The 22,301-nt window shown below is 52.4% G+C and carries 20 protein-coding genes and 1 rRNA gene; 18 read left to right on the forward strand and 3 right to left on the reverse strand.

Annotated elements, in window-relative coordinates; all coding sequences use genetic code 11:
• The first annotated feature begins 5 nt into the window (after positions 1 to 5).
• The 7 genes from HFP08_RS07335 (at position 6) to HFP08_RS07365 (ending at position 8,166) form a co-directional block, all read left to right on the forward strand.
• Positions 6 to 1,193: an acetyl-CoA C-acetyltransferase gene (locus tag HFP08_RS07335; protein WP_168119894.1), complete on the forward strand. Its 1,188-nt coding sequence runs from the start codon at positions 6 to 8 to the stop codon at positions 1,191 to 1,193.
• 76 nt (positions 1,194 to 1,269) lie between these two features.
• Entirely contained in the window at positions 1,270 to 2,121 is an 852-nt protein-coding gene (locus tag HFP08_RS07340; protein ID WP_168119955.1) for a 3-hydroxybutyryl-CoA dehydrogenase, read from the forward strand.
• A gap of 23 nt (positions 2,122 to 2,144) precedes the next feature.
• On the forward strand, positions 2,145 to 3,284 hold the full coding sequence (locus tag HFP08_RS07345; RefSeq protein ID WP_168119895.1) for an acyl-CoA dehydrogenase: 1,140 nt from the start codon (positions 2,145 to 2,147) through the stop codon (positions 3,282 to 3,284).
• A gap of 68 nt (positions 3,285 to 3,352) precedes the next feature.
• Positions 3,353 to 4,492 carry a citrate synthase gene (mmgD, locus tag HFP08_RS07350; RefSeq protein WP_168119896.1) on the forward strand — a complete coding sequence of 380 codons (1,140 nt, stop codon included), beginning with the start codon at positions 3,353 to 3,355 and terminating at the stop codon, positions 4,490 to 4,492.
• Between the two features lie 20 nt (positions 4,493 to 4,512).
• Entirely contained in the window at positions 4,513 to 5,928 is a 1,416-nt protein-coding gene (locus HFP08_RS07355) for a bifunctional 2-methylcitrate dehydratase/aconitate hydratase (protein WP_240941156.1), read from the forward strand.
• 76 nt (positions 5,929 to 6,004) lie between these two features.
• Positions 6,005 to 6,913: a methylisocitrate lyase gene (prpB, locus tag HFP08_RS07360; protein WP_168119898.1), complete on the forward strand. Its 909-nt coding sequence runs from the start codon at positions 6,005 to 6,007 to the stop codon at positions 6,911 to 6,913.
• 74 nt (positions 6,914 to 6,987) lie between these two features.
• Positions 6,988 to 8,166, forward strand: coding sequence for a MalY/PatB family protein (locus tag HFP08_RS07365; RefSeq protein WP_168119899.1), 1,179 nt, complete (start codon positions 6,988 to 6,990; stop codon positions 8,164 to 8,166).
• 150 nt (positions 8,167 to 8,316) lie between these two features.
• Here the strand turns inward: HFP08_RS07365 and HFP08_RS07370 are convergent, their stop codons facing one another.
• Positions 8,317 to 9,132 (reverse strand): SDR family oxidoreductase, encoded by an 816-nt coding sequence (locus HFP08_RS07370; protein ID WP_240941158.1) that lies wholly within the window; start codon positions 9,130 to 9,132, stop codon positions 8,317 to 8,319.
• 243 nt (positions 9,133 to 9,375) lie between these two features.
• Positions 9,376 to 10,146 (reverse strand): cupin domain-containing protein, encoded by a 771-nt coding sequence (locus tag HFP08_RS07375; protein ID WP_168119900.1) that lies wholly within the window; start codon positions 10,144 to 10,146, stop codon positions 9,376 to 9,378.
• Between the two features lie 189 nt (positions 10,147 to 10,335).
• On the opposite strand from HFP08_RS07375, the gene HFP08_RS07380 reads away from it, so the two are divergent.
• The 9 genes from HFP08_RS07380 (at position 10,336) to HFP08_RS07420 (ending at position 20,044) form a co-directional block, all read left to right on the forward strand.
• Positions 10,336 to 11,076 carry a GTP pyrophosphokinase gene (locus tag HFP08_RS07380; RefSeq protein ID WP_168119901.1) on the forward strand — a complete coding sequence of 247 codons (741 nt, stop codon included), beginning with the start codon at positions 10,336 to 10,338 and terminating at the stop codon, positions 11,074 to 11,076.
• A gap of 109 nt (positions 11,077 to 11,185) precedes the next feature.
• A complete protein-coding gene (locus HFP08_RS07385; RefSeq protein ID WP_168119902.1) occupies positions 11,186 to 11,566 on the forward strand; it encodes an ATPase in 381 nt (126 codons plus the stop codon).
• A gap of 138 nt (positions 11,567 to 11,704) precedes the next feature.
• Entirely contained in the window at positions 11,705 to 11,992 is a 288-nt protein-coding gene (gatC, locus tag HFP08_RS07390) for an Asp-tRNA(Asn)/Glu-tRNA(Gln) amidotransferase subunit GatC (protein WP_168119903.1), read from the forward strand.
• Positions 11,993 to 12,024: 32 nt separating this feature from the next.
• The gene (gatA, locus tag HFP08_RS07395) at positions 12,025 to 13,482 is read left to right on the forward strand and encodes an Asp-tRNA(Asn)/Glu-tRNA(Gln) amidotransferase subunit GatA (RefSeq protein WP_168119904.1); all 1,458 of its coding nucleotides are present in this window, start codon (positions 12,025 to 12,027) and stop codon (positions 13,480 to 13,482) included.
• Positions 13,483 to 13,528: 46 nt separating this feature from the next.
• The gene (gatB, locus tag HFP08_RS07400; protein ID WP_168119905.1) at positions 13,529 to 14,968 is read left to right on the forward strand and encodes an Asp-tRNA(Asn)/Glu-tRNA(Gln) amidotransferase subunit GatB; all 1,440 of its coding nucleotides are present in this window, start codon (positions 13,529 to 13,531) and stop codon (positions 14,966 to 14,968) included.
• A gap of 148 nt (positions 14,969 to 15,116) precedes the next feature.
• Positions 15,117 to 15,839: an MgtC/SapB family protein gene (locus tag HFP08_RS07405; RefSeq protein ID WP_168119957.1), complete on the forward strand. Its 723-nt coding sequence runs from the start codon at positions 15,117 to 15,119 to the stop codon at positions 15,837 to 15,839.
• Entirely contained in the window at positions 15,821 to 17,695 is a 1,875-nt protein-coding gene (locus HFP08_RS07410) for a DUF4097 family beta strand repeat-containing protein (protein WP_168119906.1), read from the forward strand. The genes HFP08_RS07405 and HFP08_RS07410 overlap by 19 nt, the downstream gene beginning before the upstream one ends.
• Positions 17,696 to 17,775: 80 nt before the next feature.
• Complete coding sequence (locus tag HFP08_RS07415; RefSeq protein WP_168119907.1) at positions 17,776 to 18,201, forward strand: Fur family transcriptional regulator; 426 nt, start codon at positions 17,776 to 17,778, stop codon at positions 18,199 to 18,201.
• Positions 18,202 to 18,304: 103 nt separating this feature from the next.
• Entirely contained in the window at positions 18,305 to 20,044 is a 1,740-nt protein-coding gene (locus HFP08_RS07420; protein WP_240941164.1) for a glycosyl hydrolase family 18 protein, read from the forward strand.
• 116 nt (positions 20,045 to 20,160) lie between these two features.
• Here the strand turns inward: HFP08_RS07420 and HFP08_RS07425 are convergent, their stop codons facing one another.
• A complete protein-coding gene (locus HFP08_RS07425) occupies positions 20,161 to 20,517 on the reverse strand; it encodes a YgzB family protein (protein ID WP_168119959.1) in 357 nt (118 codons plus the stop codon).
• A 165-nt stretch (positions 20,518 to 20,682) separates the two neighbouring features.
• Here HFP08_RS07425 and HFP08_RS07430 point away from each other — a divergent pair, with 165 nt between their 5' ends.
• Positions 20,683 to 21,561, forward strand: coding sequence for a nucleotidyltransferase-like protein (locus HFP08_RS07430; RefSeq protein ID WP_168119908.1), 879 nt, complete (start codon positions 20,683 to 20,685; stop codon positions 21,559 to 21,561).
• A 420-nt stretch (positions 21,562 to 21,981) separates the two neighbouring features.
• Positions 21,982 to 22,301 (forward strand): 16S ribosomal RNA (locus HFP08_RS07435); the annotation flags it as partial.

Consider the following 22,301-nt stretch of genomic DNA (forward strand, 5'->3'; position numbering starts at 1 on the left):
GCGGCATGTCCAGGCGAACGGTTATCGCAAGCGCGGCAAGAACGCCATTCGGGAAATTCGGAGGAGCGCTGAAACAATTGTCAGCCGTTCAATTGGGCGGCAGAGCGATAGGAGCCGCAATCGAGCGGTCAGGCTTGCGCCCGGAGCTAGCGGGCCAGGTCATTATGGGGCATGCGCTGCAAGCCGGCTGCGGTCAGAATTCTGCCCGTCAAGCAGCCAGATTGGGGGGATTGCCATGGGATATCCCGGCGGAGACGATTAACAAGGTATGCGCTTCAGGCTTGCGTGCCGTCATTATGGGGGACCAAATGATACGCGCAGGAGATGCGGACGCGATTATCGCCGGAGGCATGGAGAGCATGAGCAACGCTCCGTACGCGATAGCGGGCATGCGCTGGGGACAGCGGATGGGAGGAGGGACGGCGGAGGATTTGATGTTGAGAGACGGATTGTTCTGCCCGTTCGAAGACGTGCATATGGCCGCTCATGGCAGCTTCGCGGCGACGGAATACGGGATTTCGCGGAAGGAGCAGGATGAGTGGGCTTTGCGCAGTCATGTCCGGGCAACCGCGGCGATGGATGAAGGGAAGCTGGCTGAGGAGATCGAGCCGGTTGTCTTGCAGGGGGAAAACGGCTCCATGATTAAGATTGACTGCGACGAAGCGCCGCGCAGAGCCGCGAGCCTCTCTGCGCTGGCGAAGCTTGAACCCGTATATGCAAGCGAGGGAGGCATTACGGCGGGCAATGCGCCGGGAGTCAATGACGGCGCGGCGGCATTGGTTCTGTTATCCGAGGACAGGGCGCGGCAGCTCGGCATGAAGCCGATTGCGACGATCATGGGCCATGCCGAGGTTGCTCTCCGGGCGCCATACATCGCAGCGGCTCCGGGAGAAGCAATTCGGAAGCTGCTGAACCAAACAGGTCTCGCAGTAAGTAACATCGAGTTGTTCGAGGTGAACGAAGCGTTCGCGGCCGTTGTGCTGACAAGCGCAGGTATCGTCGGTTGGGATGAGGAGCGGGTCAATGTGAACGGAGGAGCCATCGCTCTTGGCCACCCGCTCGGCGCCAGCGGGGCAAGAATTCTGATGTCGCTCATTTACGAGCTCCGCCGACGCGGCGGCGGCTTGGGCATAGCCGCGATATGCAGCGGAACGGCGCAAGGCGATTCCGTTCTCATTGAGATTAGGCCATAGAGGGGGCCTTCAGGATCAAGGCATGAGCCATGCGGTTGCCCGCTGGGACGAGATGATGTGCGAGGGAGCGGTGAGAATGGGGATACGCAGATTGATGGTCGCGGGAGCGGGACAGATGGGCAGCGGCATTGCGCTGACCGCTGCCAGATCCGGATTTTCGATCGTTCTGTACGATTGGAGTACGGAACAATTGAATCATTCGCTTGAAGCACTGGAGAAGCAGCTTGCCCGGGAAGTGGAGAAGGGGCGCTGCGGCGCGGACGAGGCGAGGGAGCAGCTAAGCCGAATGACGCCGACCGATCGATTGGAAGAGGCCCGGAGCGCCGAACTCGTCATTGAGGCCGTCGCGGAGAACAAGGAGACGAAGCGAGAGTTGTTTCGCAGGCTGGACGCAATCTGCGGCGAATCAACCATTCTGGCAAGCAATACATCCTCCTTGTCCATTACTGAATTGGCAGCGGCAACGAAGCGGCCCGAACGCGTCATCGGCATGCATTTCATGAATCCCGTGCCCCTCATGCCCCTTGTGGAAGTGATTCGAGGAGCGGCGACCTCGGATCATACGTTCGCCGAGATCCTGGAGCTAACGAGGATGCTCGGCAAATCGCCATTTGAAACGAAGGATTTTCCCGGCTTTGTCTCCAATCGGGTGCTGATGCCGATGATCAACGAAGCGATCTATTGCGTCTATGAAGGCGTTGCCGTTCCCGAAGCCGTCGATGCGATTATGAGGCTTGGGATGAAGCATCCAATGGGGCCGCTGCAGTTGGCGGATTTTATCGGACTCGATACCTGTCTGTCTATTATGGAGACTCTGTATGAGGGCTTTGGCGATTCAAAATACCGGCCCTGCCCCTTGCTGCGTCAGTACGTGCATGCGGGCTGGCTCGGCAGGAAGAGCGGACGCGGCTTCTACAGCTACGACTAACGAGAAGAGGAAGTGAAGGCGTCATGCTGCTGCCATTCACCGGGGAACATGAAGCGCTTCGTACGATGGTACGCAATTTCGCGCGGAATGAAGCTGCGAAATTCATTCCTTCCATGGAGGAGAAGGATGAATTTCCTTCCGAATTAATCAAGAAGCTTGGCACGCTCGGGTTGATGGGCATCTCCGTTCCGGAAGCGTACGGAGGGGCCGGGGCCGATTATCTCTCAAGCATAATCGCCATTCATGAGCTTTCCAGGGTAAGCGCCGCGATTGGGGTCATCCTGTCCGTTCACAGCTCGGTTGGCACGAGCCCCATTCTCGATTGCGGGGATGAGCGGCAGAAGCGCTGCTTCCTGCCCAAGCTGGCATCGGGAGAATGGCTTGGCGCGTTCGCTCTGACAGAGCCTCATGCCGGCTCAGACTCCGGAAGCATTCGAACAAAGGCCGTGAGGCAGGGCGAGCATTATAGATTGAACGGGTCGAAGCTTTTTATTACGAACGGAGGGTACGCGGATACCTATATTACGTTCGCGGTCACCGATGCCGGCAAAGGGAAGCGGGGACTTACCGCATTTGTGGTGGAGAAGGGAACGAAGGGGCTGCGCGTCGGGAAGCCGGAGAAGAAGCTCGGCTTGCACGGCTCCAGCACGACTCCTCTCCTCTTCGAAGAGGCTGAGGTTCCCGCGGCGAACAGGCTCGGAGAGGAGGGAGACGGCTTTCAGATTGCGCTTCGGCATCTGGACGGGGGCAGAATCGGCATCGCGGCGCAGGCGCTAGGCATTGCGGAGGCGGCTCTGGACAGCGCATTGCGTTATGCCAAGCAGCGCTATCAATTCGGCAAGCCGATCGGCAAGCATCAGGCGATCGCCTTCAAGCTCGCAGACATGGCAACCGAGGTCGAGGCCGCGAAGCTGCTGCTCTATCAAGCGGCAGCCCTGCGAAGCGAAGGTGTTGAATGCGGCAGGGAAGCGTCGATGGCGAAGCGCTTTTGCTCGGATGCGGCGATGTTCTGCGCGACGGAAGCCATACAGATTTTCGGCGGCTATGGCTATATGCGCGAATACGGCATCGAGAGGCTGCTTCGCGACGCGAAGGCAACGCAAATCTATGAAGGAACGAATGAAATTCAGAGGCTTGTCATCGCAAAGCATCTGGGTTTGTAGAGGCTGAGTCGTGAATTTGCCTTTAGAGGCTGTCTCATCACTTATAGTCGAGAAAGGAAGTGGTCAGCATGTCGAGCAGTTGCGATTCGGGAGATTGCGGGGATGACCGCTATTCTCCGGGGCTGGAAAATATTATAGCCAGTGAAACCGCTTTATCCTATCTGGATGTGGAGAAGGAAGAAATTGTGCTGCGGGGCTACAGCCTGATTGAGCTTGCCCGGCAGACCGGCTATGTCGATGTCGCCCATCTGCTCATCGAAGGCTCTCTGCCGACCTCCGAGCGAAGATTGGCTGTAGAGCTGAAACTGAAAGCGGAGGAAGAAGTGCCGGGAGGCGTCTACGAGTCGATAAGGCTGCTGCCCCAAGGAGCGCATGCGATGGATATGCTTCGAACCGCGATCTCCGCGCTCGGCTGCTTCGACGAGGAGCTTGAGGATTTCTCTCCGGCTTCGGGCAGAAGGAAGGCTTACAGGCTTCTTGCCAAGCTGCCTCAGATTACCGCGAACGGCTATCGGATACTGAACGGCCTTGAACCCGTTGCGCCGCGCTCGGATCTCGCCTATTCGGCAGGCTTTCTCTACCTGCTGACGAACAAGAAGCCGACGGAGCTGGAAGCGCATGTCTTCGATCAGTCTCTTGTCGCCTACAGCGAGCATGAAATGCCGAATTCAACCTTTGCCGCTCGCGTCATCGCATCGACCATGTCCGATATGTACGGAGCGGTGACGGGCGCAGCGGCTTCACTCAAGGGCCGTCTTCACGGCGGCGCGAACGAAGCGGTGATGAAGATGCTCGAGGAGACGAGCTCAAGTCAATCGCTCGAAGCGCTCATGCTGGAGAAGCTTGCGAAGAAGGAGCGGATCATGGGCTTCGGCCACCGGGTCTATATGCGCAAGCCGGACCCGCGGGCGCTTCTAATGAAAGAAGCGCTGCGGAAGCTTGCGGCGGCATCCTGCAATCATGAGCTCTATCATCGCTGCGAGGCGGGAGAAGCGGTGATGAAGAGAGAGAAGGGGCTGTATCCGAATCTCGATTATTACGCCGCTCCCGTCTATCATTTGCTTGGCATTCCCGTTCCGTTATTCACGCCGGTATTTCTGGCGGCGCGAGCAACTGGATTATGCGCCCATGTCATCGAGCAGCATGAGCATAACCGCCTGTTCAGACCGCGAGTGCTCTATCGCGGCCCGAAAGATCTTCATCCCTGATGACGCAAGGAGGAGAACGAATGGCTGTTGACCGGCTTATCGTCGACATCGCGGATTACGCATGCAATTATTCCGTTGAAAGCGCGGAGGCGCTGCGAATTGCGCAATATATGCTGATGGATTCAATCGGAACGGGTGTTTTGGCGCTGAAATTTCCGGAATGCGCCAAGCATCTTGGCCCCATCGTGCCTGGAGCAGACCTGCCGGGAGGCGCGCGCGTGCCGGGGACGAGATTCGAGCTGGATCCGGTGCAGGCGGCGTTTAATATCGGCTGCATGATCCGGTGGCTCGATTTCAACGATACGTGGTTGGCCGCCGAATGGGGTCATCCCTCCGATAATCTCGGCAGCATTCTGGCCGTTGCGGATTATGTAAGCCGATTGCGCGTGCGGGAGGGAGGAGAATCCCTTCTTATGAAGGATGTGCTGACGGCAGCGGTGAAAGCGCATGAAATTCAAGGCGTTCTGGCGCTTAATCATTCGCTGAACCGAGTCGGACTCGATCATGTTCTCTTCGTGAAGGTCGCGTCTGCGGCGGTTGCGGCAGCCATGCTCGGCGGTACGAGAGAGGAAGTAGCGGGAGCCGTGTCCCATGCCTGGCTGGACGGAGGCAGTCTGCGCGCTTATCGCCACGCGCCGAATACGATTTCGCGCAAATCCTGGGCAGCAGGGGATGCCGCGAGCCGAGCCGTTCGGCTGGCGTTGATGTCGCTTGGCGGAGAAATGAGCTGCGAAACGCCGCTTACGGCGAAGGGCTGGGGCTTCCAGGATGTGCTGTTCCGCGGACAGGAGCTGAAGCTGGAGCGTCGGCTCGGCACCTATGTGATGGACAATATTTTGTTCAAAATAGCATTCCCTGCCGAATTTCATGCGCAGACCGCGGTGGAATGCGCAATTGCGCTGCATCCGCAGGTGAAGGACCGTCTGCATGAAATTAGCCGCATCGAGCTTGCCACTCATGAATCGGCGATCCGGATCATCGATAAGCGGGGACCGCTGCATAATCCCGCAGATCGGGATCATTGTTTGCAATACATGGTTGCGATTGGCCTGCTCTTCGGGGAATTAACAGCGGACCATTATGAGGACGAAGCCGCTCGCGATCCGAGAATCGACGAGCTCAGAAGCAAGATGAGCGTTCATCACGACGAGAGCTACAGCAGGGATTATCTCGATCCCGACAAACGCTCTATCGCCAACGGCATTCAAATCCGGTTCGCGGATGGAACGAGCACGGATAAGCTCGTCGTCCACTATCCGCTTGGCCACAGGCGCAGACGGGAGGAGGGACTGCCTGAGGTGATTCGGAAATGCGAGGCGAATCTTTTAACCCGATTTCCACGCAATAGAACGTCCGAGATCTTGAAACGAACCTTCGAGGGGGAGCAGTTGGCGAGCATGCCGGTTACGCGGTTCATGGCGCTCTTCGTCATCTGATGGATGCTGCTGCTTCATAAGCTTACTCGACAGCGTCATTTCATGATTCGGGTAGACTGAAATAGGGGGGATTCGAATGTCATGGCTGATCGAGAAGGAGCCCGAGCAAGGGGAGTTGGCCGAGAGGCTTCGCGACTTGATCGCTGCGGGACCGATTGTGAAGATGCCGGGGGCTCATGACGGAATGGCCGCAAGAATGGCCAAGGAATGCGGATTTCAAGCGCTTTACTTGTCGGGAGCGGCCTATTCGGCAAGCAGGGGACTTCCCGATCTGGGTCTCATCTATTCGAATGAAGTGGCGGAGAGGGTGCGCGAACTCGTCAGGGCATCGGGACTTCCCGTGCTGGCGGATATCGATACCGGCTTTGGAGGCATATTGAATGTCGCTCGCACGGCGAAGGAAATGCTGGAAGCGAAGGCTGCGGCGGTTCAGATCGAGGATCAGGAGATGCCGAAGAAATGCGGACATCTGAACGGGAAGAAGCTCATTTCCGCCGAGGAGATGACGCAGAAGATAACAATGATCAAAACGGCGGCTCCCGGCTTGCTCGTTGTGGCTCGAACCGATGCGAGAAGCGTTGAGGGTCTGGAGGCGGCGATTGTGAGAGCCCGGCAGTACGCCGAGGCGGGAGCGGATGCGATCTTTCCCGAAGCGCTCGAGAATGAAAGCGAGTTTGAGCGATTTCGCGAAGCGGTAAGCTCTCCGCTGCTTGCCAATATGACGGAATTCGGCAAGACGCCATATTACACAGCCAATCAATTCGAGAGCTGGGGCTTCCGAATGGTCATTTACCCGGTCACTTCGCTCCGCGTCGCCGCCAAGGCGTATGAGCGGGTATTTCGCGAGATCAAGGGCAGCGGCACCCAGAAGACGACCATTCCGCATATGCAGACGCGCCGGGAGCTCTACGACCTTATTCGATATGACGAATACGAGGCGCTGGATAATCGTATAGCCAAGACCAAGCTGCCTCATGAGCCGTAAGCAGGTTGCTTCGCAGGCGGTGAATGGGTAAGATAGAGGGAAAGCTTACATAGATAGAGACGAGGTGTTCGCATTTGACTTACCAATTTGATGAAATGATAGACCGAAGAAATACGCGATCGTACAAATGGGATCAGTCCGAAGTGCTGTTCGGCAGCGCGGACATTCTCCCGCTCTGGGTTGCGGATATGGATTTCGCCAGTCCTCCGGCCGTCAAGGAAGTATTGCTGAAGCGCGCAGCCATTGGGGCTTACGGCTACGCCGTTCGCTCCGAAAGCTATCTGGACGCGATTGTGAACTGGTTCAAACGGCGTCATAACTGGGAGCTTCAGAAGGATTTCATTACGGATTCCCCAAGCGTGGTCACTTCGCTCAGCGTGGCTGTCGAGCAATTCAGCGAGCCCGGCGCCTCGGTCGTGCTGCAATCGCCTGTCTATTATCCGTTCTATGACGTTATAACCAGCAATGGACGGAAGGTAGCGAAGAATCCGCTGATTATTCGGAATGGTCGCTTCGAGATGGATCTGGAGCAATTGGAAGCCCTGTTCCAGGAGGGCGCCAAGCTGCTGCTGCTCTGCAGTCCCCATAATCCGGGCGGACGGGTTTGGGAGCGGGAAGAATTGCTTGCGCTGGGCGAGCTGTGCGTGCGTTATGGCGTTACAATCGTTTCGGATGAAATTCATTGCGATTTGACCTATTCTGGCCATACGCATATTCCGCTTGCCTCCCTGTCTCCCGAAATCGCGGATATTACCATCACAACATTAGCCGCTACCAAAACCTTTAATTTGCCCGGCCTCCATACTTCGTTTATGGTCATCACGAACAAAGCGATCAAGTCGCGCATGGACAAGCGTATGCATACGTTAAGCCTGCACATGGCGCAGCATTTCGCTCAGGATGCGGTAGAAGCGGCTTATAACGATGGCGAGGAATGGCTAGACGCGATGATGGCGTACGTGGAAGGCAATTTGAACTACGCGATGGACTTTCTGCAGAGGGAGCTTCCGCAGATCAAGCCGCTCAAACCGGACGGCACTTACTTGCTGTGGCTGGACTGCCGCGAGCTCGGGCTGGACAAGGAGGGGCTGAAGGAGCTTATGTTCAAACGCGCGAAGGTCGCGTTCAGCGAAGGCTCCGTATTCGGCACGGAAGGCGAAGGCTGGCTGCGCGTCAACCTGGCTTGTCCGCGCTCGATTCTGGAGCGGGCGCTTCGTCAATTCAGCGATGCGGTTCGCTCGTCCAACGGATAATTAACGCCAGGCTGCCGCAGCTGACGCCAAGCTGAGCTGCAACGGAGGTTGTCGGCAACGGCGCTGCTTTTTGCAAGCTCGGGCTCCATATAAAGGACTTCCTTTATGCCCAATGACGGGCAGTGAGGAAGTCCTTTTCTGTATTTATCACTAGAGCAGCGATTCCGCTCCGTCAACGTAAATCTGGGTTCCCGATATATGATTGGATCGATCCGACCCCAGGAACAGCACCAGCTCGGCTACTTGCTCCGGCGCGCCGGCATGATGCTCGAGCGGATGACTGCCTTCCGGGTATTGAATCGGAATTTCGATTTCCTCCACTTCAGGCGTACGATGAGTGTTCTCGCCGATATTCGTCTGGATGGCTCCAGGACAAATGGCATTGACGCGAATGCCGTAACCGGCGAGCTCCAGAGCCGCCATCTTCATGAACGCGACTTGACCTGCCTTGGATGAGCTATAGGCCGACATCCCGAAGCCCGTGTACTTGCGGCTGCCGTTTATCGAGGAAGTAATCACGATGCTCCCGCCATCCCCCTTCATGTGCGGAATGGCGAATTTCACCGAGAGAAAGGTGCCCTTCAAATTGATCTCCAACGTGCGATCCCAATCCTCCGGCGTCAGATGCTCGATAGGAGAGAGCGTTCCGTTGACACCGGCATTGGCGAACAGAATATCGATTCTGCCGAATTTCTCGGCCGCTCCATTCATGGCCTTCTCTACACGGGCGGCGTCCGACACATCGGTATCAAGAAAAATCGCTTCCCCGCCCATCCGTTCAATTTCGGCTTCGACCTCTTCACTGCGCTCGTCGATCAGATCGACAAGCGCGATTTTTGCGCCATGCTGCGCAAGCAGCAGCGCCGCCGCCCTTCCGATTCCCGAACCGGCGCCGGTGATGACTGCAACCTTGCCTTCAAGCTGTTTTTCGATCTTCGTTTTTGAATCCGTCATTGTAGCAGGCATTCTGCATCCCTCATTTCGATCGTATTCGCTTCTTAGGATGATATTAAGGTTCTTCTTTCATTCTGAAACAAGCGAAAACGTAGAATTTGCGATCAGGGGAAGCCGACAATTTCTCAATTCGCAGCGGAACATGCGAAAGAAACCGCCGCAAGGAGCGATTTCTTGGCATTCATGCCTTGCAATTTGTAAATTTGATGATTCTCCCTATCCTTCTATGAGACGTGATGCGAATTCAGGTTCAAGCTAATCCCATCTGCGGTAAAGGAACGGCACATAGGGCATTTGCTCTGGAGCTTGCTGCTGTCCAGGCTGGTCCGCATGCGCCTGATAAGACGCGCCGAAATGCTGAAGCTGCGACGGACGGTATTCGCCGCCAATGAATCCCTGCTGCCCCATACCGTTCGTCGGCATGTTTCCTTGCATGCTTGGCATTTGGCCGGCATTGCTTTGTGTATTCGTGCTTATTCCCGCGGCAGCCGTCTTGCAGGAATTAGGCGGACCGATGAATACTGTTTCCTGAATCGGAGCGAGCGTTTCCTTGACCATCTCTTCGTTCAGGCAGTAGGTGTGCGCCAGCACCTTCGGCGGCGTGAGTCGCAGAATGTCCGAACCGAAGATAACGCCTGCCATGGCGTTGTCGAAGATGGCAAGAAGATGGGTATCGTCTTGCAAGGCAATAATGTAGTGCCACCAGCCCTGCGGGATGTTGACCACCTGGCTGGGCATGGCTTTGAAGTGAAGCAGCTTGTTCGTGAACGGGTTAATAATGGAGACAATCGCCGAGCCGGTAATACAATAGATCAACTCGGTGGCGTTCTGATGATAATGCGGCTCGACGGTGTTGCTCTGACTGAGATAGATATCGAGCAAAGCAGTGCCTCTTAACGTGTTAAGCTGCTGCTTGTTTAGCGATGTGATGTAGTTTTGATTGTTTTTTTTGAAGAGGAGATTATTGTTGAGGTTATAAGTGAATTGCACAGACGGCGATGCGTAGTCTATCGACTCATGGTCCATTCTTTCATTCCTGCCCTTCCTAATGAATTGCGGTTTGCTGTCTCCATTAGTGTATGTAGATGCCCATGGGTTGGTGTACTCTCCTTAAGCGGGCTGTGGTTCATTTGCATTGAGGTCTCCATTCATACTATGATGAAAGGACCTTAAGGCTGTTCAGGAATGTATGTGCTCGAACGAAGGAGAATGAGAATGAACAACAATCAAATTGAACAATTCAAGAAGCTGAAGACCGATGTCACGCGCTTTATGATGATGTACCAATTTGCTTTGAATGAGCTCGAGACGAAAATCGAGATTGTGAAGGAAGAATTTCAATTTCTGCACGACTACAATCCGATCGAGCATACCAAATCGAGAGTGAAATCCCTCGAGAGCATCATGAACAAAATCGGCCGCAAAGGCATTGTTCTGTCCCTGGAGGAAATCAAGCATCATATTAAGGATATTGCCGGCTTGCGCATCACCTGCTCGTTCATTTCGGATATTTACAAGATTAGCGACATGCTGCAGAATCAATTCGAATTGAAAATAAATGAGATCAAGGATTATATTCAGCATCCGAAGCCGAATGGCTACCGCAGTCTGCATCTGCTTGTCGAGGTGCCGGTCGTGATGTCGGACGGTAAGGAGAATGTGTGCGTAGAAATACAAATTCGCACGATCGCCATGGATTTCTGGGCCAGCCTCGAGCATAAAATCTTTTATAAATACAATCAAACCGTGCCAAGCCGCCTTATTCAGGAATTGAAGGAAGCATCCGACTCGGCAAATAAGCTCGATAAGCAAATGGAGAGGCTGCACCGTGAAATTTCGGTCATTAAGGAAACTCAGAACGAGGATTTCAGCGAACAGCTTACCAAGCTGCTTATCAATAATCAGTCATTCAAACTGCCCTCATCGGTGCTGGAGCTCGGCAGCTCCAAAGAATAGCGTTTCCGAAATTCGCAGATTGTTCGTGACGATTGGACATGACTATCGTTTTTTAGTAGGATAATAGAATAGTTACGATAATCAGCGAAGAAAAGTAGGGGTTGAGACTATGCTGCAGCTGGGATCCAAGGTCGTCATAGTGGCTGACCAATATGAGCAGAAGCTTCCTGTCGGCGAATACGGTTATATCATCGCTTATGATCGCAACGCGGACAATGTATTCGATTATGTTCTGCGCGTGCCAGGCGCTAACCGCAATTTTCTAGTTCCTGAGGAGGATATCGAGCTTGAAGAAGTGCTCCTTCAGCTCGAGATTGATCGCATAGAGAGAGAATCCTTAATTGATTTCGCGCTTGCTACGCATAATGAGGAATTATTTCATCGAATAATGAACGGCGAGCAAGAAGAAACGGAAGCCGACAAGGAATCGCAAGAGCCGCTAAGCCGAGATGATTTTATCCGTCAAGTCAATTTGAAGGCGTGGATTTGAACATCTTTTAACGGGAGCCGTCCTCGAAGCAGCAACGCTGCTCCAGGGCGGCTTGTTTTGAGTGAGCCATTATTGCTGTGGACTTGCTTGTAGGCTATAATAATTGGAATGACTTTGATGAGGAAGGAAGATGGGCTGATGAGCATTACGCTTAAAGATGTGGATCATGTAGCGAATTTGGCAAGGCTGGATCTGACGGCGGAGGAGAAGGAAAGATTTGCCGGTCAATTGAACGCTATATTGAAATATGCGGAGAAGTTGAACGAGCTTGATACGGATCAGATTGAACCGACTACGCATGTATTGCCGATTACGAACGTCATGCGCGAGGATGTGCGCAAGGAGTCGCTTCCTATTGAAAAAGTGCTGCTGAACGCGCCGGATGAAGAGGACGATCAGATCAAAGTGCCTGCCGTGCTTGACTAATAAGGGGTTAATTTTGAAGGGAGGAACTGCAGTTGGCTTTATTCGATTTGCGCCTGCAGGATATACATAACAAATTAAAAGCAAAAGAGCTTTCCGTTGGCGAGCTTGTTGATGCATCGTACCGGAGAATAGAAGAAACGGAGCCTGCCGTGCAGGCCTTCATTACCTTGAATGAGGAAGGCGCGCGCGAGCAAGCGCGAAAGCAGGATGATCAGCTTGCCTCGGGAGCGGAAGCCGGCTTGTTATTCGGACTCCCTGCGGGGATTAAGGACAATATTGTGACAGAAGGCTTGCTGACGACCTGCGGCAGCCAATTTTTAAGCAATTACAACCCGATTTACAGCGCGACGGTTGCGCATAAGCTCGCGGCCGCCGAATCGATTACGATCGGCAAACTGAATATGGATGAATTCGCAATGGGCGGCTCCAACGAGAACTCGAGCTATTATCCAACGCGCAATCCGTGGAATACCGAATACGTACCCGGAGGTTCAAGCGGAGGATCGGCGGCTTCGGTAGCCGCAGGACAGGTTTATTTCTCGCTTGGCTCCGACACGGGAGGATCCATTCGCCAGCCGGCCGCTTATTGCGGTATTGTAGGCTTGAAGCCAACCTATGGACTGGTTTCGCGTTTTGGTCTCGTTGCCTTTGCTTCATCCCTGGATCAAATCGGACCGCTTACGAAGAATGTCGAGGATTCCGCTTACGTTCTTCAAGCGATCGCCGGACATGACGATCGGGATTCCACCTCGGCGAAGGTCGATATTCCTGACTATGTGTCGGCGCTGACTGGCGACGTCAAAGGCCTTCGCATCGGCGTGCCGAAGGAATTCCTCGGCGCGGGCATCGATCCGCAGGTGAAGGCAGCGGTTATGGAGGCTCTCAAGGTGTATGAATCGCTTGGAGCTGTATGGGAAGAGGTTTCCTTGCCGCATACCGAATATGCGATAGCGGCTTATTATTTGCTTGCCTCCTCGGAGGCCTCCTCGAACCTGGCCCGATTCGACGGCGTCAGATACGGCGTCAGAGCGGAGGATCCCGATAATCTGATCGACTTGTACCGGAAATCGCGGAGCCAAGGCTTCGGCGCGGAAGTGAAGCGCCGAATTATGCTGGGCACATACGCACTTAGCTCGGGTTATTATGATGCTTATTATTTAAAGGCGCAGAAAGCGCGTACCCTGATCAAAGGCGACTTCGACGAAGTATTGGGGCGGTATGATCTGATCATCGGACCGACGGCGCCGACGCCGGCATTCAAGCTAGGCGCGCAGGTGAATGATCCTCTAACGATGTATTTGAACGACATTTGTACGATTCCGGTAAGCTTGGCCGGCGTTCCGGCAATCAGCGTTCCTTGCGGTCTGGCTGACGGTTTGCCTGTCGGCTTGCAGATTATCGGGAAGGCATTCGACGAGTCGACCGTCTTGAGGGCGGCTCATGCTTACGAAGCTCACACGGAGCATCATAAGCTGCGTCCGCAAATTTAAGATAAGGCTGCGAATCCACGCATGCTTAATGAAAGGATCGATAATCATGTCTGAAGCAAATAAATACGAGACCGTGGTGGGGCTTGAGGTTCATGTCGAGCTTCATACGAACAGCAAAATCTTCTGCGGCTGCTCCACCGAATTCGGCGCGCCGCCGAATACACATACATGTCCGGTCTGTCTTGGACATCCCGGCGTGCTGCCGGTGCTGAACCGCCAAGCCGTGAACTATGCGATGAAAGCCGCGATGGCGCTTAATTGCCGGATTGCGGATATCAGCAAGTTCGACCGCAAAAATTATTTCTATCCAGACTCTCCGAAGGCGTATCAGATCTCGCAGTTCGATCAACCGATCGGCGAGCATGGTTGGCTGGACATCGAAGTGAACGGAGAGACGAAACGGATTGGCATCACCCGTCTTCATCTGGAGGAGGATGCGGGCAAGCTGACGCATGTGGACGGAGGCTACGCGTCGCTCGTCGATTTCAACCGCGTCGGAACGCCGCTTGTCGAGATCGTGTCCGAGCCGGATATTCGCACGCCCGAGGAAGCGAAGGCCTATCTCGAGAAGCTGCGCGCGATTATGCTGTATTGCGAGGTATCCGACGTGAAGATGGAGGAAGGCAGCCTGAGATGCGATGCCAACATCAGCTTGCGTCCATGGGGGCAGAAGGAGTTCGGCACAAGAGCGGAGCTGAAGAACATGAATTCCTTCCGCAGCGTTCAGCGCGGTCTTGAATATGAGCAGCTGCGGCAAGCCGAAATTTTGGACAGTGGCGGTGAAGTCGTTCAGGAGACGCGCCGCTACGATGACACGGCGAACAAATCGTTCTCCATGCGCGGCAAGGAAGAGGCGCATGATTATCGTTATTTCCCCGATCCCGATCTTGTTCGTCTACATATCAGCGAGGAATGGAAGGCGGAGGTTCGCGCCAGCATTCCCGAGCTGCCTGACGCGAGGAAGCAGCGATATAGGGATAGCTTTGGGCTGTCCTCTTATGACGCGGAAGTCATTACGGCATCCAAGCAGCTTGCTGATCTGTTCGAGGAAAGTCTCTCCTACACGAAGGACGCCAAGGCGATAGCCAATTGGGTCATGGGCGATTTGTTAGGCTACATGAACGCAAACGGGCTGGAGGCATCCGAGCTCAAGCTGACAGGACAGGGCCTTGGCGAAATGATCGGCCTCGTTGAAGCGGGGACGATTAGCGGCAAAATCGCCAAGACGGTATTCAAAGCGATGCTGGAGAGCGGCAAGCTTCCCAAGCAGATCGTCGAGGAGCAGGGCTTGGTGCAAATCAGCGACGAAGGCGCGCTGCTTGCTATCGTAGACGGCATTATCGAGAAGAATCCTCAATCCGTTGAAGATTTCCGAGCAGGCAAAGAGAAAGCGATCGGCTTCCTGGTCGGTCAAATTATGAAGGAAACGCGCGGTAAAGCCAATCCGGCGTTAGTGAACAAGCTTCTGCTGGAACGACTTCAATAGGGGCAAGTCCATCCATTAGGCGCGTTTCACCTCCACGGGAGGAAGAAACGCGCCTTCTCCCTATTAATGACTCCTTCCCGACTCGCATAAGCTATACGAATGATTGGAAGAAAGGGGCGGATGAAGCATGCTGGAAGCAGTTGAAGCTATGCAGGACCCGTGGAGAATTGATGAATGGCATATCATGCTTCGATTATTGCTTGCGCTTGTATTAGGCGGCTTAATCGGCTATGAGCGCGAGCAATCCAATCACGCAGCGGGTTTCCGCACGAATATTCTGGTTTGTCTCGGCGCCTGCTTGCTGATGCTGCTGTCGATCTACGGCTTCTCGGATTTCGTCGAAGAACCGAATGTTCGGGTCGACCCGGCAAGGCTGGCGGCAGCGGTTATAACGGGAATCGGATTTCTTGGAGCAGGGACGATCCTCTTCACGGGGAAATCGATTACGGGACTGACGACCGCCGCTTCGCTATGGGTTGTCGCGGCGATCGGACTCGCTGTGGGCGCAGGCTTCTATTTCGCATCGAGCGCAGTAACAATCATGGTGCTTCTGACCCTGTGGGCGTTTAACAAATTGGAGAAGAGGTATATTAAAGCTAAGAAGGAGCATGTCATATCCATACAGACGGACAACTTGTCCCAGGTAATCAATCAGATTAACACTATCTTTCACCATCGCAAAGTTGTAATTCGTAAAGTCGTTATGGATGATAACGCAAAATCCGGCGGAAATGAGGGAGAAACGGCGACGGCTCATCATACCCGACTCGTTTTCTACCTGTCCATTCCTGCTGCGAAACGGGATTACACGCTTAAGCTGCTGGATGAGTTGAACAAATTGGAGGGCGTGCTTTGGGTAAGCTCCGAATAAATCGCGGCAACAAAAAAATCGGATGGACGATTCTATTGGCTTTTCTCATGCCCGGATTTGGTCATCTCTATGTCGGACAATACGGCAGAGGGCTGCTGCTTACGGCAGGGCTGCTGCTTGACTATACAGCGATATTCCGCCTTGCCAATGCGAACGGCGGCCAGCATTTATTATTGATCGTATATTTGGGCTTTCTGCTTCCCTGTTTCTACTTCGTAAGCGTCTTTGATGCGATCGAACGGATGAACAATAAGGGAGCCGCAGTCGTTTCGTTTACGTTGGTTCACGGCATCTGGCTGACGACGGCCGGCATAATCATGACTTTATTGGTCAAGCCGCCCACATTCCTGCTTCCATTTATGAACAGGCTTGCGGAGCTTAGCGTGGGTCCGCTTCTTATCATAGCCGCCGTTCTTATGGTCTATTCGTCGCGCCTGGCAAAGTGGTTTAAGCTGGGGAGACTGACCGCTTCCGCGCTTATTGTCGCCGTAGGATCCATATTGTTATGGGATCAATGGACGGAGAGCAACGCGATTACAGCCTTAAGCGAGTGGTGGCCGGCATTATTTATTCTTCTCGGCGCGGAGATGATTTTGTATCAAGTTTGGCTGCGCGCATGGCTGCCGCGGCTGCGGCTTGACCTCCGGGGAGCGTTTGGAGCGCTTGCGGTTGCCGTTACGGCATATGCCGTAACGCAGTACGCGGATTTTCCGGTGAAATGGCTCGATCAGTTCGATGTGAATTTGAGCGGTGTGGTCGATTATGGAGAAGAGAAGGGCTTTCGATTCGATAAGAATGTGATCAAGGTTCCTGTTCAAGAGAATCTTTCCTCGATTGTCATTCAGAATAAGAACGGGGATGTCTACGTTCATTCCGGCGATGTGGAAGAGATTGAAGTCTACACAACCGTTTGGGTGGAGCTTGAGGATCAGCGGGAAGCGGAGGCCATTGCAGACCAATCGAGCGTCACTGTCACGCCGGGCGCCGACATGAAATTCGAAGGCGACGCACAGCCGTTCGGCGCTAACGGCACGAAAATGCCGAAGCTCAGCATGGAGATTGTCGTGCCTTTCATCCCGTTATCCACTCGGGATACTTTGCCTGACGCTGCAGAACAAACGGAGTTGCCTTCTGCCGAAACCGAGCTTCCATCTTCAGAATCCGATATTTCTGCAACGGAATTACCCTCTCCCTTGCCTACATTCGGTCCTCCGAAATCCGAAGCCGGGCCGGCGGAGCGAACGTTAAAGCTTGCGATTGAAAGCGGGAACGGCTCGATAACCGTTCAGGATATGAATGTGGAAGCGGGCCTTAGCATGAAGAGCGTAAGCGGAAAGATGGAGGCTTCGCGTATCGTTGGCGGGATAGCTGCGGAGGGGAATGACGGGAGCATCGAAGTAACGGCAATTACGGGCAAAGTCAGCCTCGAGACAAAAAATGGAATGATTGCCGTCCAGTCTCAAAGCGGTGAATCGCTGTTCGCGGGCACTCAGAACGGAAATATTGAATTAGCTGACGTTGCGAGCGACATTGACGCCGAAACCAAAAACGGTAAAATTACGATCGACGAAGCTTTGGCCTCTGTCAAGGCGGATACATTAAATGGCGACATTGCTGTTCGAAGCAGCTATGTAGGCGGCGACTGGGATTTGGACAGCTCGGTGGGGGAAATTACGTTGACTCTGCCTTCCGAGGGCGATTTTCAGGTCTACGGATCGGTAACTTTCGGCAATATTACATCCGAGCTTCCGCTCGAGCAAAGCCGGAAAACGATAAGAGGATCAATAGGAGAAGGAATTTTTCATATTCATATTAACGCAACGAACAGCATATTTATACATCGTAACAAGCAATGAACCTCTCGTGCATTCATTGACAAAATCTTAAGGAAGAACGTACAATAAGAATATCAACGATGAGGAAAGGCGTGAGGGGAATGTCTGCCAGCGTTCATTTGGCAATGGAGCAATTGAAGATGAATGGCGTCCGAATGACCCCGCAAAGACACGCAATTCTAAGCTGCTTGATGGATACGAAGTCCCATCCGACAGCGGATGAAATCTACAAAGCTTTGTCGCCTGCTTATCCAAGCATGAGCGTAGCGACCATCTATAACAATCTGAGATTGTTTGTCGAAGCCGGTTTAGTGCGTGAATTAACTTATGGGGATGATTCAAGCCGATTTGATGCAGATATGTCCGATCACTATCATGTCATTTGCAAGAATTGCGGCAGAATAGTAGATTTTGGGCATCCGCCCTTGCATGATGTTGAGAAAGCGGCCTCGGAGGAGACCGGATTCGTCGTGCATGGACATCGAATGGAGATTTATGGATTATGTGCGAGCTGTCACAACGAATAGCGTGAATAGAAAAGGATAGATAAACCATAGAGAACGTGCTGGGAGGCGATGAACGCCGCACCGCACGTTTTTCTATGAACAAAAATCGCAGGAGAGTGATGAGTTGGATTTGGAAACATCATACATTCGAACGCCGCGCAAGAGACGCAGAAGTTTTTTCGGAATCTTGGTATTTTTGTTTATCATCGCAGCACTGGCATCCTTCGGATGGTTTTACTATTTGAGATATATACCGAGCAATGAAATGCAGGAGCCGAGCTTTGAGCAAGATAATCCGATTGTAATGAACGGTGCGGATACCGCTTATGGAGCTGTGATTGAAGAGGGCGATGTTGCATTGCCGTTAACGCTTCTGGAAACCGTATTCGGGGAGGACAAGCCTATCTACTATGAGGAGCAGACAGGCACGATTGTTCTTACAACGGCGAATCAGGTGCTGCAGCTTAAGACGAATGCATTGACCGGCCTGATTAATAAATCTCCGTATCAATTGAATATCGCTGCGCAAGTGAGGGATGATGTCGTCTATATTCCCGAAATGCCGCTTGAGCAATTGTATGGCTTGAAAATCGATTATGATGAATCAAGCCACATTGTTACGGTGATGGAAGCCGGCGATGCGGTGCAGCAAGCGAAGGTGACGGGGAAGAATGGCGCCGCGCTTCGGATCGAGCCCTCCATTCGCAAGCCTTATCAGATGACGATCGAACAAGGAGAAGTCGTTCGTTTATGGGAGGAAGAGGATGGCTGGTATTTGGCTCAAACCTTGTCTGGCTATATCGGATATATCCGCAAGTCGGAGGTAACGCTTGGAACGATTGAGCAAGTAGCGAAACAAGAGACAGCATCAACCTTTGTTCCAACAACAGCGATTGGACAGAAGGTGAACTTGACTTGGGAAGCTGTCTATAATCAGAAAATCAATACCGATAAAATCGGGGATATGACCGGCTTGAATGTTGTCAGTCCGACCTGGTTTGAGCTCGCAGACGGTAAAGGCACGATTGCGAGCAAGGCGGATTCCGCATATGTGAAGTGGGCCCATGAGCGCGGTTATCAGATTTGGGCGCTGTTCAGCAATGGCTTTCTTCCGGATCAGACAACAGAAGCGCTGTCCACTGCCGAGACCAGGTTTAAAATGATTCAACAGATTATTGCTTTTGCCGAGCTCTACGATCTGCAAGGAATCAATATTGACTTTGAGAATGTGTATACGAAGGATAAAGAAAATTTGGTTCAATTCGTCAAAGAGCTGACGCCGCTTCTGCATGAGCAAGGATTGGTTGTATCGATTGACGTTACGCCTAAATCAAACAGCGAGATGTGGTCGGTCTTTCTGGATCGGGCCGCGCTTGGCAAGGTCGTTGATTATATGATGATTATGGCGTATGACGAACACTGGGCAGCCAGTCCCGTCTCGGGATCCGTAGCTTCTTTGTCATGGACGGAACAGTCCATTGCGAAGATTATGGAAGAGGATAAGGTGCCCCCGGGCAAGATTATACTCAGTATGCCGCTCTATACGAGAATTTGGACGGAGAAGGCTGACGAGACGGGCGTCATCAAGGTATCATCCAAGGCTGTAGGAATGGACTCTGTCAAACAAATCGTTCAGGAGAAGAAGCTGTTGCCGACATTCGATGCCGATGCCGGTCAGAATTATGTGGAATACGAGGAAGACGGCGCTCTGAAACGGATTTGGATCGAAGATGATGTATCCATGACCGCTCGATTGGGTTTGGTTCGCAAATTTGATTTGGCTGGCGTTGCCACTTGGCAGAGAGCTTTTCAGACGACGACAATTTGGGATACGATTTCGAAAGGTCTCGCGAACACATTGTAGCTGCGATTATCGACTTTTCAGGATGGGAAAAGCCTCCATATGCTTGTCAAACGACAGCAACGGAGGCTTTTTTTGTTGTTTCGATATTGAATCTATACACGGTGGGAATTGTCTGTCTAGGTATTCATGTCTTTGGCGACGGGCAGATCAGTTGCTTGGGTGGAATCAAGCGTCAGCATGGTCTTGCAGAACATGCAGCGATCGGTTGTTCCGAGCATCTTCGTAGGTTTACCGCATTCGGGACATTCAAGCATCGTGGCGCTGGTGGACAGCATGCCGGCCCAAAAATAGACGGCGACACTAATTAGCAAGGAGATCATTCCGAGCACCATGAAGATGCCGGCGATAATTTTTCCTGTTTGTCCAAAAAAAACGATGCCGGCGGTACCAAGCACCATTACGCCCATGCCGGCCAATGTGAACACGAGCCCCCAAAGGCGAAATTCATTGATTTTTGCCGATTTAAAAAAGATTCTGTTCATGATTCATATCCTTTCTATACCCCAAGACTTATAAATTTGAGTCTTAATTTCTATGTACCCAAGCAGGAATGTGAAACCGGCTTGTCGAAATGGAAGTAGTACTGTAGATCATTATTATAGCTTAATCATGTCGGATTAGCTATACGGAGGAACCTTGTGGAGCAGATTAGAGCTTATTTTCTAAACACCTATCAAGAAACACCAGGGTTAACGGCACTGGCATTAATTGAAAATCCATACCCATACAATCCTTTGATAGACGGTCTGGATCTCCTTGCGCTTGTCATTCTGAATCACGCTTCTCCAATAAATCGCATGGAGCATATTCGATTGGAAGGAAAGCGGGCTCTAGTTAGAACGATTAATCATGTTGAACTGAAGCAATGGTTGAGCGGATGGGAAAATCGCAATATTATTGAATGGTTAGTGCGGGGGGAGATTTTGTTGGATCGCGACGGTTATTTGGCGAATGTTCGAGAACGTTTGCTTCAGTTTCCAGAATCCATGCGCGAGCAAAAACGGATCGTAGAATTCAATGGATTTTTGAGAACGTATTTGCAAGCAAAGCAAGATCTTATCGACGGCAATTTGCTGGATGCTTACAGCCATGTTCTGACGGCTCTGAATCACTGGGCTCATATCGTGCTGATTGAAGAAGGGATGCATCCCGAACTCACGGTGTGGAAACAGCTAAAAAGGGTTCATCCCGGTATCTACAAGCTTTATGAAGAGTTGACGGTAAGCCCGGAAACGTTGGAGCAACGAGTCCAGCTGGTATTGCTGGCCTGTGAGTTTTCCGTGATGAATAAGATGAAAGAATGCTGCTCGCTGCTTTTGGAAATTTTGAGCAGTCGAGAGGATGCTTGGAGCATTAGCGAACTGCAGTCTCATCCGCAGCTGATACAGTTGCATATTGATTTTTCGCTAGTGCTGCAGAAATTGGTGATGAGAGAGTACATTAGAGAGGTAGCTGTTATGCAAGAAGCGGATAACAGCGGAATGCTTGAGCTGCGGTATTGCCTGGGGAAGGCGTAGTGCACAGGTTCGGAGATCCTTTAAATGAGGGATCTCCTTTGTTTTTGAAGCTTGAATATGTGACGATATGAATTATTTTCAAAAGTTCTTGACGATTATTATCTTTCTATGATATATTAATTTTCGCCACTTTTTCTGCAAGAACCGACGTTTAAATAAGTATTTATAAATTAAATGTCGAAAGTTAAAAAAAGTTCTTGCATTAATCTAGGCGAGTGTGATATATTATAAAAGTTCGCTGCTGAGAAAAACACAGCTAACGAGTAAGAAGAATTGTTCTTTGAAAACTGAACAACGAGTGAAACTGCCTCATTACATGAACGAAGCTTGCTTCGTTGAGATAATGAAAAAGCGAAAAAAATGAGCAAGTCAAACACCTTGGAGCTTTTGTTATTGACTTCGTCAAGTAACAAAACTCCCTTTATGGAGAGTTTGATCCTGGCTCAGGACGAACGCTGGCGGCGTGCCTAATACATGCAAGTCGAGCGGAGTTATGCCTTCGGGTGTAACTTAGCGGCGGACGGGTGAGTAACACGTAGGTAACCTGCCTGTAAGACCGGGATAACATTCGGAAACGAATGCTAATACCGGATACGCGGTTTGATCGCATGGTCGAACCGGGAAAGACGGAGCAATCTGTCACTTACAGATGGACCTGCGGCGCATTAGCTAGTTGGCGGGGTAACGGCCCACCAAGGCGACGATGCGTAGCCGACCTGAGAGGGTGATCGGCCACACTG

This window comes from Paenibacillus sp. HB172176 (assembly GCF_011947265.1).
Classification (GTDB): Bacteria; Bacillota; Bacilli; order Paenibacillales; family Paenibacillaceae; genus Pristimantibacillus.

Excerpts from the sequence above, each read along its gene's own strand:
- HFP08_RS07335 (WP_168119894.1), top strand. The coding sequence starts at position 6 with ATGTCCAGGCGAACGGTTATCGCAAGCGCGGCAAGAACGCCATTCGGG.
- HFP08_RS07340 (WP_168119955.1), top strand. The coding sequence starts at position 1,270 with ATGGGGATACGCAGATTGATGGTCGCGGGAGCGGGACAGATGGGCAGC.
- HFP08_RS07345 (WP_168119895.1), top strand. The coding sequence starts at position 2,145 with ATGCTGCTGCCATTCACCGGGGAACATGAAGCGCTTCGTACGATGGTA.
- mmgD (WP_168119896.1), top strand. The coding sequence starts at position 3,353 with ATGTCGAGCAGTTGCGATTCGGGAGATTGCGGGGATGACCGCTATTCT.
- HFP08_RS07355 (WP_240941156.1), top strand. The coding sequence starts at position 4,513 with ATGGCTGTTGACCGGCTTATCGTCGACATCGCGGATTACGCATGCAAT.
- prpB (WP_168119898.1), top strand. The coding sequence starts at position 6,005 with ATGTCATGGCTGATCGAGAAGGAGCCCGAGCAAGGGGAGTTGGCCGAG.
- HFP08_RS07370 (WP_240941158.1), bottom strand. The coding sequence starts at position 9,132 with ATGCCTGCTACAATGACGGATTCAAAAACGAAGATCGAAAAACAGCTT.
- HFP08_RS07375 (WP_168119900.1), bottom strand. The coding sequence starts at position 10,146 with ATGGACCATGAGTCGATAGACTACGCATCGCCGTCTGTGCAATTCACT.
- HFP08_RS07380 (WP_168119901.1), top strand. The coding sequence starts at position 10,336 with ATGAACAACAATCAAATTGAACAATTCAAGAAGCTGAAGACCGATGTC.
- HFP08_RS07385 (WP_168119902.1), top strand. The coding sequence starts at position 11,186 with ATGCTGCAGCTGGGATCCAAGGTCGTCATAGTGGCTGACCAATATGAG.
- gatC (WP_168119903.1), top strand. The coding sequence starts at position 11,705 with ATGAGCATTACGCTTAAAGATGTGGATCATGTAGCGAATTTGGCAAGG.
- gatB (WP_168119905.1), top strand. The coding sequence starts at position 13,529 with ATGTCTGAAGCAAATAAATACGAGACCGTGGTGGGGCTTGAGGTTCAT.
- HFP08_RS07405 (WP_168119957.1), top strand. The coding sequence starts at position 15,117 with ATGCAGGACCCGTGGAGAATTGATGAATGGCATATCATGCTTCGATTA.
- HFP08_RS07415 (WP_168119907.1), top strand. The coding sequence starts at position 17,776 with ATGTCTGCCAGCGTTCATTTGGCAATGGAGCAATTGAAGATGAATGGC.